This window comes from Mesorhizobium sp. BR-1-1-10 (genome assembly GCF_020165595.1).
In the GTDB taxonomy this organism is placed as follows: Bacteria; Pseudomonadota; Alphaproteobacteria; order Rhizobiales; family Rhizobiaceae; genus Mesorhizobium; species Mesorhizobium australicum.
This window is the reverse complement of record NZ_JAIUIL010000014.1, coordinates 34950-48925: the sequence shown is the minus strand read 5'-3', so window position 1 is coordinate 48925 and position 13976 is coordinate 34950. Positions and strand designations below refer to the sequence as shown.

Genomic DNA, 13976 nt, shown 5'->3' with positions numbered 1-13976 from the left:
GAGTGGCGAACGGACATGCTGTCGCCGGACAAGGCCCGGCGCCGGCGCCCATGCGCTACTGCGTCCCGGCGGTGGCTTCGCCGATCAGTTTTTTGATGGTCGCCTGGTCGGCCTCGACCGGATGGACCTCGTCGCCTTCCTTCACCAGTTCCTGGCCGGCAACGATGATGCGCGCATCGGCCGGGATGCCCCCAAGCACGAGACCGGTCGGCGTATCGTCGACCAGATCGATCGGGAAGAACGCCACCTTGTTGTCCTTTCCGACGGCGCGGATGCCGAGGTCGCCCTTGTCGCCGAGCGTCACCACCGAGCGCGGCAAAAGCACCGCGTCGGTCGGCAGCGCGCTGAGCTTGATTTCGGCCGTCATGCCGGCCGGCACCGAGCCATCGGCATTGGGGATGGCAATCTCGACACGGAAGGTGCGGGTCGCCGACGAGGCGTCGCGGCTGATATAGCGCACGGTGCCTTCGACGGTCTGGCCGCTGACCAGCCGAACGCTGGCCTTGTCGCCGATCTTGAGATAGCCGAGGTCGCGCTCGCTGATTTCGCCGCGCGCGATCACCGGATCGAGCTTGAGGATCGTCGCCACCTCGCCGCCCTGCATGACGGAGCTGCCGAGTTCCACCGGCACCCGGTCGATGACGCCGTCGAACGGCGCCTTCACTTCGTTGCGGTCGAGCTCGGCCTGTGCGGTGTCCAGCTGCGATTGCGCCTGGGTCAGGTTGGAGCGGGCGGTGTCGAGCTGCAGCTTCGGCAAATTGCCTGTCTTGGCCAGACGCTCGGCGGCGTCGAGTTCGGCCTTGCGCTGCGCCACAAGCTGCTTGGCGTTGTCGACCATCGAGATCTTTTCCTCGGCGGCGAGCATCAGCACCAGGTCGCCGGTCTTGACGTGGTCGCCCTGCTTGACCGGCAGCTTGTCGATGACGCCGGCGACGCGGGTTGCCAGCACCGCGCGCTTGTCGGCTTCGGTCAGCCCGGAAATGCGGATGGCGCGCGCATAGGTCTTTCGCGGCGGCGTCACCACAGCGACGGTACGCAGCGGGGCCTTCGGTTCGGCTTCCGCCGTCTTCGGCTTGCTCGCGTCCGGCGTCTTGCCCTGCTCGGCTTCGGCTGCCTTGGCCTTGTTCGCCGCCACGCTGCCGACCGACGAGAACTCGCCTGTCGCCATCCACGCCGCGAAACCGATGAGCACAACAATGGCTGCAAGCTTGTGAAACCTGATTTTAGGCATCGTCATTTTTCCACTGCGGGTTCGGCCAGCACCGCGTCTGATGACGCGTGCGCGTCGCCGATATGGGTGCGCGCTCGACCGTGTTCAAATTGCCGTGATCGGCGAGCGCGCTTCTACATCAAAGTTGCATCGCAATATAGCCCCAAAGTTGCAGCAGCATTGCGTAGCCGAACAAGGTGTGGCCGCCATGAAACGGTACTTCGTCACTTGCCAGGCTACTTGGTGAAGCCGGCCGCCGGCTCACGATCCGGCTCTGAAACATCGTCCACCGGAGACCAGCGCGGCTCGCCACAGGCCCGTCCGGCCGTCTCCGAAATATAGCCGCGATCCGCATTGCGTCGCCGATCGAAGTGCAGGCACAAACCGACGATCCGCGTCAGTGTGATCGGCGAGAGGCAATGGTCGAGACACCATAACACTCGACTAAAGGGCTGGAATTGTTCGAAAAAAAGGCACGGCAACCTTTCAGGTCAGGTTTGTCGCCGCCAAGGCCCCGAGGTCGAACCTGATGCTGAAAAACTCAACGCGCCCGCATTCTTACGCCTTGGACCATCGCGTCGCGATACGCGCGACATAGGGCTCGGCACGAGACAGGTGCGGGAACACCGAGTGTGTTTCGTCCCATTCGCAATTCGGGTCGAGCATTGCGCCCGATCCCTTCGGACGTCTTCCGCCCGGCGTCATCTGACCGTTGGTGGCAACAGGCGTCAGCATGATGACGGCTCTTCCGCACGCCAAGGTTGCTGTCACGCCAGCAGCGCTGGACTACGCGCTGTTGCGGAGACCCCGCCATGCCGCCGGCGGGCTCAGGCCCGACGGCGCTCTGCCTCCGGATTCTTGCGAACGGCGAGAAACTCCTTCACGCGACGGCCCGGTGCTGGACCGCGGACCGGCTTGAAACCGTCGTCGAGTTCGCCCGAGAGATCGAGCGTGGCATGCTTGCCGACGGCAGCGTAATTCTCTTCAAGCCAGTCGCTGGCGGCGGTGCGACCGAGGTCGCGCAGATAGGTCAGGAAGGCCCATTCGGCATTGACCTTCGAGGATGCCGACAGATCCTTGAACGCCTCGTCGGCATCGATGCGGTGCATGCGGATGTCCCGGTATTCGCCATGCGGCAGACGCCCGGCGGCGATCAGTTCCTTGACGAAGGCGATCGAGCGGAATTCGCGCAGCAGCCCGGCATTGAAGGTGATCTCGTCGATGCGGTTCTGGATCTCGTTGGCGCTTCTCGGTGTTCCCTCGCGCACCACCGGGTTGATCTGCACCAGAAGCACGTCCTCGGTCGCCGCCGTCTTGAAGAATGGATAGAGCGCCGGATTGCCGCCATAGCCACCATCCCAATAGGGCACGCCCTTGATCTCGACAGCACGGAACAATTGCGGCAGGCAGGCCGAGGCCATCACTGTGTCGAGATCGATCTCGCCATCGGAAAACACTCGCAACTGCCCTGTCTCGACATTGGTGGCGGAGATGAACAGTTCCATCGGCTTGCAGGCATGGACATTCCCGAAATCGATCTCCTGCGCGACGACGTCGCGCAGCGGATTGAGGCCGAGCGGGTTGGCGACATAGGGCGAGAATACCCGCGACATGGTGTCGAAGAAGACATAGCCCGGCGTGTTCTCGATCGACCAATTGCCCCAGGCGACATCCCACGGCATGCGTTGCACCGGGCTGAACCGTCCCTTCGCCGCCACCGCGCGCCAGAAATCGTCCAGCTTCTTGCGCGCGCCCTCGACCCCGCCTCTGACAAAACCGTCAGCCAGCGCCACCGCGTTCATCGCGCCGGCACTGGTACCGGACACCGCCGATATCTCCAGCCTGCCATCCTCCAGCAGCCGGTCGAGCACGCCCCAGGAAAAGGCGCCATGCGAGCCGCCACCCTGGAGAGCGATGTTGATCTTCTTCTTTTCCTCCGCCTTGCCGCTCTTCGTCATGGCGTTCCTGTCATCCTGATACGCCAGCCCGCCCCCCACGTCATTCGAAGGAAGCAGCTATCGCCAGCTTATGTTGCAGTGCAATATATAAGGATGGGCCAAGGCAAGAACACGAACACGCTCGCGTGATCACATGAAATTTCGGTCATGCGAAAGCCAATCGCTGCATGCGGAGAGACCGCGGCTTTCGAAACAGACATGAAGCCAGGCAAATGGGAGCTAGGCGACGAGGTCCGGCACAGGCCCGATATAGCGTGACTGCGGACGGATCAGCCGTCCGGTGGTCTGCTGCTCGCGCGCGTGCGCGACCCACCCGGCGACGCGTCCGGCTGCGAAGACATTGCTGAACGCCTCGGGCGGAAACCCTGCCGCTTCCAGCACCAGTGCGGTGTAGAATTCGACATTGGTCTGCAGCGAACGCTGCGGCTTGGCGACCCGGAGCACGTCGAGCGCGGTTTGCTCGACCGTCTCGGCGAAAGCCAGCCGCCTGCCGGTGTCGCCCTCACCGCCAAGCTTGCGCACCACCGCTTTCAGGACATCGGCACGCGGATCGCGCACGCGGTAGATGCGGTGACCGAAGCCCATGATGCGTTCGCCATGCGCGATCTCGTCGCGCAGCCAGGTGGCCGCATCGCCATGCGCGGCGATGGCGTCGAGCATCTCGATGACCGGGCCGGGCGCGCCGCCATGCAGCGGCCCCTTGAGCGCGCCAAGCCCGGCCAGCACCGACGATGTCAGGCCCGCCAGGGTCGAAGCGACGACGCGGGTGGCGAAGGTCGAGGCATTGAGGCCATGATCGCAAACGGTCACCAGATAGGTGTCGAGCGCGTTTGCCAATGCCGGCGACGGGACCGATCCCCTGAGCATCCGCAACATGTCGGTGGCATGATCCGCCTTGCCGTCGGGTGCGATCGGCTGCTCGCCGCGCCGCAGGCGCAGCAGGGCCGGCGTCAGCACCGCGGGCGCAGCGATCAGCCGCAAGGCGTCCGCCAGCGTTTCGCCATCCGGCAGCAAGGCCATACCAGCGCGCATGGCGCTGTAGACTTCGAGCGGCGCCAGCAGGGGCAGCGAAGGCGCGAGCCGGTCGAAGACCTCGGTGCGTGCCCCGCCCAACCTTGCCGCCAGTTCGGCGTCACCAGGCAGATCGTCGAAGAAGCCGTCCAGCAGCAGGCGGACGACCCGGGCGTAACTCCATCGTCCAGCCAAGTCCCCAAGCGAATGGCCTCGGATCGTCAGGCGGCCGCCCAGGCCATCCACGTCGGACAGCACGGTTTCGGCCGCCACCACATCATCGAGCCCATTCGCCATGGCCTTGTCTCCTTGTAGCTTTTCCCGGTGGGAGATAAGGATGGGCGCCATAAGCATCAATCTTGATCAATAGAATCAATATCTGAGCTCGATATGTCCGAATGGTTGTCGCGGGAAGAGGCACTGGAAAGGCTCCGGGTGAGGCCGCAGACGCTCTATGCCTATGTCAGCCGCGGCCGCATCGGCATGCGCCCGGATCGGGCCGATCCGCGCCGCAGCCAGTACCGCGCCGACGATATCGCGGCGCTGGCTACGCGAAGGGCGCGCGGGCGCAGCCCCTCGGCCATCGCCGAAAGCGCGATCGCCTGGGGGGAGCCGTCGCTCGTCACCGCGATTTCGACCGTCTGGCACGGCAACCTCATCTATCGGGGCCGGGATGCCGTTGCGCTGTCCGACCATGCCACGCTGGAAGAAACCGCTGGACTGCTCTGGGCTCTGTCCGGCCCGGTCCATTTCGAAGCATCGCCACCAGATGCGCCGCGCCCGACCGGCCGCGCCCAGGCGTTCGTGCAACTCGCTTTGCTTGCCGGCCAGGCGCGGCCCTCGCTTGGACGAAATGGTGCCTCGCTGTGCACTGATGCCGCACACGCGATCGGCGTGTTGGCCAGCGCCCTCGGCGCCGAGGCGGGGTCGGAACCAGTACACCAGCGATTGGCGCGGGGCTGGTCGGTGGACGATGAAGGCGCGGATGCGATTCGGCGTGCGCTTGTGCTGCTTGCCGATCACGAACTCAATGCGTCGACCTTCGCGGCCCGCGTCGCCGCCTCGACCGGAGCCTCGCCCGCCGCTTGTCTGCTGGCCGGCCTGGCGACACTGTCAGGTCCCCGCCACGGCGGCGCCGGCGAAGCGGTAATGCAACTCGCCGAAGACGCGGGACGATATGGTGCCGATGCCGCGATCCGGCGCTGGCTTGGCCACGACCGGCCACTGCCGGGATTCGGCCACCAGCTCTATCCCGAGGGCGATCCCCGGGCCACGGCGCTTCTGGCGACCTTCGACAACACCGATGAAACATTGCGGTCGCTGGAAACCGCCGCCATGGCGGCGACCGGCGCCCAACCGAATATCGATTTTGCCCTGGCCGTGCTGGCGCGCAGCCTTGGCTTGCCGCTCGATGCACCGTTCCACCTCTTCGCGCTTGGACGCAGCGTCGGCTGGGCGGCACATCTGGTCGAACAGATCGTGAGCGGCAGCATCATCCGGCCGCGCGGCCGCTATGAGGGATTGCTGCCGTAAATCGCGTGAGCGCTATGCGCTCATGACATCGTGTCGAGCTTGCGCTGCATGGCCGCGATCTGGTCCTTCAACTGCTGCAGATCGTCGGACTTCTCCGGCGCTTCCTTCCTGGCCGGCTCGGCGGGGGCCGCTGCCGGTGCCGAGCCGGCGGGCGGAAAAGGCGTGAACAGCCGCATCGCGTTCTGGAACATTTCCATGTTTCGGCGCGTCTGTTCTTCCAGCGCCTTGATCGGCGTCGCCATCTTCATCACGTCCAGTGGCGACTTGCCGATGGCGCCCTTCATCTGCTCGCGGAACCGCTCTTGTTCCTTGGAAAAGGCGATCATCGATTGCTCGAGGAAACTCGGCACGATCATTTGCATCTGGTCGCCGTAGAAGGCGATCAGCTGGCGCAGGAACGGGATCGGCAGCATGTTCTGCCCGTCCTTGTTCTCCAGCTCGAAGATGATCTGGGTCAGCACCGGATGCGTGATGTCGTCGCCGGTCTTGGCGTCCTGGACGGTGAACTCCTCGCCCTTCTTGACCATCTCGGCCAGATCCTCGAGCGTCACATACGTACTCGTCCCCGTATTATAGAGGCGGCGATTGGCGTATTTCTTGATAATGATAGGGTCGTCTTTTGCGGCCATCTGCATCCTCCCCGGACACCGGCACGCCTGAGTAAGCAGCCGGTAACGATTGCGCCCTTTTTGAGGATATGCGCAAAAGCCCTACAATTCCAAGCAGTTTGTGCACTGCGGGATCATATAATGCTGCATAGCAGGCAAAATATGCTGCGCGGCAGCGACCGGACCGCCGACACCGCGATGCGCGGCCCGCTTGCGGCGCATCGGCGCCATGCCGATTTCCGGTTTGACTTGGGGGTGGGAAAGGGCAAAAAAGTCCTCAACGGCACAACAACACCCTTGAAGTCTGGAGAAGAAAATGTCCGCTTCCATCGTCATTGCCAGCGCCGCGCGCACGGCTGTAGGCTCCTTCAACGGCGCCTTCGCCGCCACGCCCGCGCATGAGCTCGGCGCCGTCGTCGTGCAGGAACTTTTGGCGCGTGCCGGGGTCGAACCGGCCGAGATCGACGAGGTCATCCTCGGCCAGGTGCTGACCGCGGCGCAAGGCCAGAACCCGGCCCGCCAGGCCTCGATCCTTGCCGGACTGCCCAAGGAGACCACCGCCTGGGGCCTCAACCAGGTTTGCGGTTCGGGCCTGCGCGCCATCGCGCTCGGCATGCAGCAGATCGCCACCGGCGACGCCAAGGTGATCATTGCCGGCGGCCAGGAATCGATGTCGCTGTCGCCGCACGCCGAGCACCTGCGCGCCGGCGTCAAGATGGGCGACTACAAGATGATCGACACCATGATCAAGGACGGGCTGTGGGACGCCTTCAATGGCTACCACATGGGCAACACCGCCGAGAACGTCGCCCGCCAGTTCCAGATCACCCGCGACGACCAGGACCAGTTCGCACTGGCCTCGCAGAACAAGGCCGAGGCCGCGCAGAAGGCGGGCAAGTTCAAGGACGAGATCGTCGCCTTCACCATCAAGGGCAAGAAGGGCGATACGGTTGTCGATCAGGACGAATACATCCGCCACGGCGCCACGATCGATGCCATGACCAAGCTGAAGCCGGCCTTCGACAAGGATGGCACGGTGACCGCCGCCAATGCCTCCGGCATCAATGACGGTGCCGCCGGCGCGCTGCTGATGAGCGAAGCGGAAGCCGCAAGGCGTGGCATCACCCCGCTGGCGCGCATCGCCTCCTGGGCGACCGCCGGCGTCGATCCGGCGATCATGGGCACCGGACCCATTCCCGCTTCACGCAAGGCCTTGGAACGGGCCGGTTGGTCGGCAGGGGATCTCGACCTTGTCGAGGCCAACGAGGCGTTCGCCGCACAGGCCTGCGCCGTCAACAAGGACATGGGCTGGGACCCCTCGATCGTCAACGTCAATGGCGGCGCCATCGCCATCGGCCACCCGATCGGCGCCTCGGGCGCCCGCATCTTCAACACGCTGGTCTTCGAAATGCGCCGGCGCGGCGCCAAGAAGGGACTGGCCACCCTATGCATCGGCGGCGGCATGGGCGTCGCCATGTGCGTGGAGGCTTTCTGATAGACTTTGGACGGGCGGCGCAAGCCGCCCGTTTCACATGTGGTGCCTGTAGCAAATCCAGTGCCTGCCAAGCCCGACAACAGGGCGATTTCAAAAAGGGGAAATGCATGACCAAGGTTGCAATCGTCACGGGTGGATCGCGTGGCATCGGCGCGGCGATCTCGATCGCTTTGAAGAACGCCGGCTATTCGGTTGCCGCGAACTACGCCGGCAACGACGAGGCGGCGGCGAAGTTCAAGGCGCAGACCGGCATTCCGGTCTACAAATGGTCGGTCGCCGACTATGACGCTTGCGCGGCCGGTATCAAACAAGTGGAGGCCGACCTCGGCCCTGTCTCGGTGCTGGTCAACAATGCCGGCATCACCCGCGACGCCATGTTCCACAAGATCACCCGCGAGCAGTGGAAAGAGGTGATCGATACCAATCTGTCCGGTGTCTTCAACATGACCCATCCGTTGTGGGGCGGCATGCGCGACCGCAAGTTCGGCCGCGTCATCACCATCTCCTCGATCAACGGCCAGAAGGGCCAGGCCGGTCAGGTCAATTACTCCGCCGCCAAGGCCGGCGACATCGGCTTCTCGAAGGCGCTCGCCCAGGAAGGTGCCCGCGCGGGCATCACCGTCAACGTCATCTGCCCTGGCTACATCGCCACCGAGATGGTCAAGGCAATCGACGAAAAGGTGCTCAACGAGCGCATCATCCCGCAAATCCCGGTCGGCCGCCTTGGCGAACCGGAAGAGATCGCGCGCTGCGTGGTCTTCCTCGCTTCGCAAGATGCCGGCTTCATCACCGGCTCGACCCTCACCGCCAATGGCGGCCAGTACTTCGTCTGAGACGTCTGCTCGCGCAGTCCAACGCTGCGGATCCATGCGTGCCCTGCGATAAGCGGACCGGAAAATCGGTCCGCTTCCAAATGGCGCCTGACTCTTGGAAGACGCCGCTGTGACGCAATGCCCCAATCCGGCACGCAAAGGCTAATGCCGGTAGGCGCGTCTGTGCGAACCCTGTGATCAAGCCTGTGGATTCTCGGTGGATAAGCTGTTCACAACACAAGATATTGAGGGAACAAAAAGAGAAAATACGGCCGGCGCTGCTTTGTCGCCGATTCGTTCCGGCTTTGAGCCCCAATGTTAAGATTAATGGCCGCGATAAGCTGCTATTCTTTAACGCCGAGTTTAGAAAGATTAACAGTTTCATAAGCTTAACAGGACGCGCACCGAATCGCCCTCATCGTTCCCGGCGAAAGTTAACGGCAGGACCCGCCCAGCATAAAACGGGCCAGTTCGGTGATTCAGCATGTGGTGAGACTCGTGGTCACGAAATCCATATCTAGCCGTGAACAAAAGCTGAATCTGACGGAGTCGCCGATTCGTCGCTGATTCGTTCCAGACTCGTTCCAACTGTTAAGCAGGGGCTGATTTGCGGAGTGAGGCGGGCGTCTCCGGAACCCTGCCGGAACATTCTGCTTTCGCTTCGCGCCCGAAATCCCTATGTGTCGGCTGTCATACGCGCCGTCCTGGCACGCTCCCGACCACGAGAGGCCAGAAAGCCTTATTTCCGAGCCGATGAACATCCAGCCGAAACACACCGAGCCGCTGATCCTGTCGGGCCGCGACGTGACCGCCGTGCTTGGGCCGACCAACACCGGCAAGACCCATCTCGCAATCGAGCGCATGGTGGCGCACGAAACCGGTGTCATCGGCCTGCCGCTGAGGCTGCTGGCCCGCGAGGTCTACACTCGCGTCTGCGAAAAGGTCGGTGCCAACAAAGTGGCGCTGATCACCGGCGAGGAGAAGATCCAGCCGCCGGGCGCCAGATATTCGGTCTGCACCGTCGAAGCCATGCCGCGTGAAACCGACGCCGCCTTTGTTGCCATCGACGAGGTGCAACTGGCCGGCGACCTCGAGCGCGGCCATATCTTCACCGACCGCATCCTGCATCTGCGCGGCCGCCAGGAGACGCTGCTGCTTGGCGCGGCCACCATGCACGGCATTCTCCAGCGGCTGCTGAAAGGCATCTCCGTGGTGACGCGGCCGCGGCTGTCGCATCTCGCCTATGCCGGCTCCAAGAAACTGACCCGCCTGCCACGGCGCACCGCGATCGTCGCCTTCTCCGCCGACGAGGTCTATGCCATCGCCGAACTCATCCGCCGCCAGCAGGGTGGTGCGGCCGTCGTGCTCGGGGCGCTGTCGCCCCGCACCCGCAATGCTCAGGTGGCGCTGTTCCAATCGGGCGATGTCGACTATCTCATTGCCACCGATGCGATTGGCATGGGCCTCAACCTCGACCTCGACCATGTCGCCTTCGCCCAGAACCGCAAGTTCGACGGCTACCAGTACCGCAATCTGACGGCGGCCGAACTCGGCCAGATCGCCGGCCGCGCCGGCCGGCATCTGCGCGATGGCACGTTCGGCGTCACCGGCCAGGTCGATCCGCTGGACGAGGACCTGGTCCAGAAGATAGAGGGCCATGACTTCGACCCAGTGAAGGTGCTGCAGTGGCGCACCGCCCAATTCGATTTCGCCAGCCTCGATGCGCTGAAGCGCTCGATCGAAACCAACGCTCCGGTCGAGGGCCTGACACGCGCGCTGCCGGCCGTCGATGCGCAAGCGCTCGAACATCTCTCCCGCGACGAAGACATCCGCGCGCTCGCCACCAACGCCAAGCGCGTGGCGCTGCTGTGGGAAGCCTGCGCCCTGCCCGACTATCGCAAGATCGCGCCTGCCCAGCATGCCGACCTCATCGCCTCGATCTACATGGACCTCGCCCGGCAGGGCCATGTCGACGAGAACTACATGGCCGAACAGGTGCGCCGCGCCGACACCACCGAGGGCGACATCGACACGCTGTCGCACCGCATCGCCCAGATCCGCACCTGGACATTCGTGTCGAACCGGCCCGGCTGGCTGGCCGATCAGGCACACTGGCAGGAAAAGACGCGCGAAATCGAAGACAGATTGTCGGATGCGCTGCATGAGCGGTTGACGAAACGCTTCGTAGACCGCAGGACTTCCGTCCTCATGCGGCGCCTTAGAGAAAATACCATGCCTGAAGCCGAAATCAGTCCTACCGGAACCGTCCTTGTCGAAGGCCATCATGTCGGCGAGTTGCAAGGGTTCCGCTTCACCGCCGACCAGACCGCCGGCGGCGAAGACGCCAAGGCCGTGCGCACTGCCGCGCAAAAGGCGCTTGCCGCCGAGTTCGAGGCACGCGCGGAGCGCTTCGGCGCCTGCGCCAATGGCGATCTCGCGCTCGGTTCGGACGGCACGCTGCGCTGGATCGGCGCGCCGATAGGCACGCTGGTCTCGGGCGAAGACGCGCTGAAGCCGCGCCTGGTGTTGCTGACTGACGAACAGCTGACGGGCCCGGCGCGCGACAAGGTCGCGGCGCGCGCCGAACGCTTCGTCAATTTCCAGATCGAGTCGTTGTTGAAGCCGCTGGTCGATCTGAAGAACGCCGAGCAGATTTCCGGCATCGGCCGTGGCATCGCTTTCCAGCTGGTCGAGAATTTCGGCCTCATCAACCGTCGTGACATCGCCGAAGAGATGAAATCCTTGGACCAGGAAGGCCGCGCGGCGCTGCGCCGGCTTGGCGTCCGCTTCGGCGCCTACCACGTGTTCGTGCCCGCGCTGATCAAGCCGGCACCCGCCGGGCTGGTGACGCTGCTGTGGGCGTTGAAGAACGACGGCAAGGACAAGCCAGGCTTCGGCGACGTCGTCCACGCGCTGGCCTCGGGCCGCACCTCTGTTGTCATCGACCCGGCCTTCGACAAGGCCTTCTACAAGCTCGCTGGCTACCGCAATCTCGGCCGCCGCGCCGTGCGCATCGACATTCTGGAGCGGCTGGCCGACCTGATCCGCCCGGCGACCAACTGGAAGCCCGGCCTTGGCCAGCGTCCGGACGGCGCCTATGACGGCCAGTCCTTCATGGTGACGCCGCCGATGATGTCGATCCTTGGCGCCACCGCCGACGACATGGAAGAGATCCTCAAGGGTCTTGGCTATCGCGCCGAGCCGAAGCCGGCCGCGGAAGTCAAGGCACGGCTGGAAGCGCAGGACAATGCCGCGCGGGAAGCCGCCGCGGCCAGGCAGGCAGCCGAAGAAGCAGCCCGCGCGGAACAAGCCAAGGCGGCGGAAGAGGCGGTTTCGCCGGCCGCCGAGGGAGTTGAACTGGTGCCGGATGCGGCAACCGACGTGGAGACGGAGGTTCCAGCCGAAGTCGCCGCCGACGCGCCGGTGGAAGCTGTCGCGCAAGAGCAGGCGGAAGCCACCGCTGAAGTTGCGGAGGAACCTGTAGCCGAAGCCGCTGTTGAAGCCGCCGAGCCGGCGCCGGTTGAGCCGCGGGCCGAACCTGAAACTGCCGAGCCCACCGAGGAAACCGCAGCGGCGGAGCCCGCCGTCGAAGCCTCCGCGTCGACTGAAGCCGCCGAACCGGCTGCAGTGGCGGAAGCCGCCGGCGAACCCGTGCCGGAAGCCGAAGCGCCAAAGCCGATCCTGCTGTGGCGCCAAGGTCGCTTCGACCAGCGTCCGCGTCATCGCGACGGCCGCAACAACCGGCCGCAAAACGGACAGGCGCGCGGCCGAAGCAACGCGCCGGCCGGCGGTGAACAAGCAACAGCCGCGCCCGCGGACCGTCCCACACACGAAGGACGCCGCGACGGCGCCGGAAAGCCGCGCTTCGACCGCTCGAAGTTCAAGCCCAAGCCGCAAGCTGAGGGTGCTGAGCGCCGCGACGGCCGCCCGCAGGGCGAGCGTCCCGAGCGCCGCGAAGGCCGGCCAGACTGGAAGGGCGGCAGGCCGGAAGGCAAGGGTGCCGATCGCGGCGGAAAGCCCGCTTTCCAGCCCAAGCCGCGCGAGGAGCGCCCGGTGCGTTTCGATCCGGACTCACCCTTCGCCAAGCTCGCCGCCTTGCGCGACCAATTGAAGAAGTAAACTCGCTTCGATGGTTGCTGAAGGCCGTCAGCGCATCGACAAATGGCTGTTCTTCTCGCGCGCGGTGAAATCGCGCTCGCTGGCGGCCAAATTGGTGGTCGCCGGCCGCGTGCGCATCAATCGCGACAAAGCGGCGCAGGCCTCCGATCTGGTCAAGCCAGGCGACGTGCTGACCATCACGCTCGACCGGCGTATCTTCGTCTGGAAGGTGCTCGGCGCTGGCGCGCGGCGCGGCCCGTCCGAGGAAGCCCGCACTCTTTATCAAGACATGTCGCCTCCGCCCGCACCAAAGGGCGACGCCCCGCCCGACGCTATCGCGGCGCTGCGCGAGGCAGGCAGCGGCCGCCCGACCAAAAAAGAGCGTCGCCAGACCGACCGATTGCGCGACGAAGATTGAGCCTGCCGATCGACGCAGATGTGCGCTCCCGCGGCAACGGCAACCAAAGCGAATTTTGCACCGGCAAACCAACGTCGGTGAGGGATGCGGGACCGTCGCGGCACCGCCGACCTGAAAATTCAATTCCCAAACTCTGGCGCCGCTGGGAATGGCTACCCTTGCAAGCAGCCCATAAAGGCGTTACCTCACGGAAAAAGCCAACAAAAACGGGACGTCCCGGAGCCGACCGATGACCTATGTCGTGACCGACAACTGCATCAAATGCAAATACATGGACTGCATCGAGGTCTGTCCGGTCGACTGCTTCTACGAAGGCGAGAACATGCTCGTCATCCATCCCGACGAGTGCATCGACTGCGGCGTCTGCGAGCCGGAATGCCCGGCCGACGCGATCAAGCCCGACACCGAGTCCGGCCTCGACAAATGGCTGCAGATCAACACCGAATATGCCGATAAATGGCCCAACATCACCGCCAAGAAGGAGCCGCCGGCCGACGCCAAGAGCTTCGACGGCGAGGCCGGCAAATTCGAGAAATACTTCTCCGCCGAGCCCGGCGAAGGCGATTGACAACACCGCTGTAAAGGCTTGTATGACGCAGCGTAACAGGCACGCCGGATTAACCGCCTTGACAGGCGGCGATTGGTTGTGGCCTTCGCTTACGCAGCAAAACCTTGATTCTTCCGACTTTTTGTGTTACATCAGCGAAACATGCCGGTGACACAACGTCGATTTATGGCGCAGACGCCCCAAATCACTGAAAGGTGAAAATCCCATTCCGGACCAGAGCGATCTGGGCCAGGCGGTCGCAATTCTTGCGGTTTGCCGGTCCCGG

The 13976-nt window shown here is 64.4% G+C and carries 12 protein-coding genes; 6 read left to right on the top strand and 6 right to left on the bottom strand.

Translation table 11 applies throughout. From position 1 onward, the window contains the following. Positions 1-55 precede the first annotated feature (55 nt). From LB555_RS25610 to LB555_RS25595, 4 genes are all read right to left on the bottom strand, one after another. Positions 56-1231, bottom strand: a complete 1176-nt coding sequence (locus tag LB555_RS25610) for an efflux RND transporter periplasmic adaptor subunit (protein WP_224684076.1) — start codon at positions 1229-1231, stop codon at positions 56-58. A 537-nt stretch (positions 1232-1768) separates the two neighbouring features. Further along, complete coding sequence (locus LB555_RS25605; protein WP_224684075.1) at positions 1769-1945, bottom strand: hypothetical protein; 177 nt, start codon at positions 1943-1945, stop codon at positions 1769-1771. Between the two features lie 92 nt (positions 1946-2037). Continuing rightward, positions 2038-3168, bottom strand: a complete 1131-nt coding sequence (locus LB555_RS25600) for a patatin-like phospholipase family protein (protein ID WP_224684074.1) — start codon at positions 3166-3168, stop codon at positions 2038-2040. A 219-nt stretch (positions 3169-3387) separates the two neighbouring features. Then, positions 3388-4476 carry a citrate synthase/methylcitrate synthase gene (locus LB555_RS25595; protein WP_224684073.1) on the bottom strand — a complete coding sequence of 363 codons (1089 nt, stop codon included), beginning with the start codon at positions 4474-4476 and terminating at the stop codon, positions 3388-3390. 93 nt (positions 4477-4569) lie between these two features. Here LB555_RS25595 and LB555_RS25590 point away from each other — a divergent pair, with 93 nt between their 5' ends. Next, complete coding sequence (locus LB555_RS25590) at positions 4570-5712, top strand: citrate synthase (protein ID WP_224684072.1); 1143 nt, start codon at positions 4570-4572, stop codon at positions 5710-5712. A gap of 20 nt (positions 5713-5732) precedes the next feature. Here LB555_RS25590 and phaR read toward each other — a convergent pair whose 3' ends face one another. Together phaR and LB555_RS25580 are read right to left on the bottom strand one after the other, a co-directional pair. Beyond that, positions 5733-6341 (bottom strand): polyhydroxyalkanoate synthesis repressor PhaR, encoded by a 609-nt coding sequence (gene phaR / locus LB555_RS25585; protein ID WP_015315307.1) that lies wholly within the window; start codon positions 6339-6341, stop codon positions 5733-5735. 81 nt (positions 6342-6422) lie between these two features. Further along, entirely contained in the window at positions 6423-6656 is a 234-nt protein-coding gene (locus LB555_RS25580; protein WP_224644112.1) for a hypothetical protein, read from the bottom strand. Between LB555_RS25580 and LB555_RS25575 the strand changes: the two genes are divergently transcribed. From LB555_RS25575 to fdxA, 5 genes are all read left to right on the top strand, one after another. Further along, the gene (locus tag LB555_RS25575) at positions 6637-7815 is read left to right on the top strand and encodes an acetyl-CoA C-acetyltransferase (protein WP_015315306.1); all 1179 of its coding nucleotides are present in this window, start codon (positions 6637-6639) and stop codon (positions 7813-7815) included. The genes LB555_RS25580 and LB555_RS25575 overlap by 20 nt on opposite strands. A gap of 107 nt (positions 7816-7922) precedes the next feature. After that, positions 7923-8648: an acetoacetyl-CoA reductase gene (phbB, locus tag LB555_RS25570; RefSeq protein WP_015315305.1), complete on the top strand. Its 726-nt coding sequence runs from the start codon at positions 7923-7925 to the stop codon at positions 8646-8648. A gap of 732 nt (positions 8649-9380) precedes the next feature. Beyond that, positions 9381-12746, top strand: a complete 3366-nt coding sequence (locus LB555_RS25565; protein WP_224684071.1) for a helicase-related protein — start codon at positions 9381-9383, stop codon at positions 12744-12746. 10 nt (positions 12747-12756) lie between these two features. After that, positions 12757-13143 (top strand): RNA-binding S4 domain-containing protein, encoded by a 387-nt coding sequence (locus LB555_RS25560; RefSeq protein ID WP_015315303.1) that lies wholly within the window; start codon positions 12757-12759, stop codon positions 13141-13143. 229 nt (positions 13144-13372) lie between these two features. Then, a complete protein-coding gene (gene fdxA / locus LB555_RS25555) occupies positions 13373-13711 on the top strand; it encodes a ferredoxin FdxA (RefSeq protein ID WP_015315302.1) in 339 nt (112 codons plus the stop codon). Positions 13712-13976 lie beyond the last annotated feature (265 nt).

Coding starts and splice junctions, on each gene's coding strand:
- LB555_RS25600 (WP_224684074.1), bottom strand. CDS start 3,168: ATGACGAAGAGCGGCAAGGCGGAGGAAAAGAAGAAGATCAACATCGCT.
- phbB (WP_015315305.1), top strand. CDS start 7,923: ATGACCAAGGTTGCAATCGTCACGGGTGGATCGCGTGGCATCGGCGCG.
- LB555_RS25590 (WP_224684072.1), top strand. CDS start 4,570: ATGTCCGAATGGTTGTCGCGGGAAGAGGCACTGGAAAGGCTCCGGGTG.
- LB555_RS25605 (WP_224684075.1), bottom strand. CDS start 1,945: ATGCTGACGCCTGTTGCCACCAACGGTCAGATGACGCCGGGCGGAAGA.
- phaR (WP_015315307.1), bottom strand. CDS start 6,341: ATGGCCGCAAAAGACGACCCTATCATTATCAAGAAATACGCCAATCGC.
- LB555_RS25560 (WP_015315303.1), top strand. CDS start 12,757: ATGGTTGCTGAAGGCCGTCAGCGCATCGACAAATGGCTGTTCTTCTCG.
- fdxA (WP_015315302.1), top strand. CDS start 13,373: ATGACCTATGTCGTGACCGACAACTGCATCAAATGCAAATACATGGAC.
- LB555_RS25575 (WP_015315306.1), top strand. CDS start 6,637: ATGTCCGCTTCCATCGTCATTGCCAGCGCCGCGCGCACGGCTGTAGGC.
- LB555_RS25580 (WP_224644112.1), bottom strand. CDS start 6,656: ATGACGATGGAAGCGGACATTTTCTTCTCCAGACTTCAAGGGTGTTGT.
- LB555_RS25565 (WP_224684071.1), top strand. CDS start 9,381: ATGAACATCCAGCCGAAACACACCGAGCCGCTGATCCTGTCGGGCCGC.
- LB555_RS25610 (WP_224684076.1), bottom strand. CDS start 1,231: ATGCCTAAAATCAGGTTTCACAAGCTTGCAGCCATTGTTGTGCTCATC.
- LB555_RS25595 (WP_224684073.1), bottom strand. CDS start 4,476: ATGGCGAATGGGCTCGATGATGTGGTGGCGGCCGAAACCGTGCTGTCC.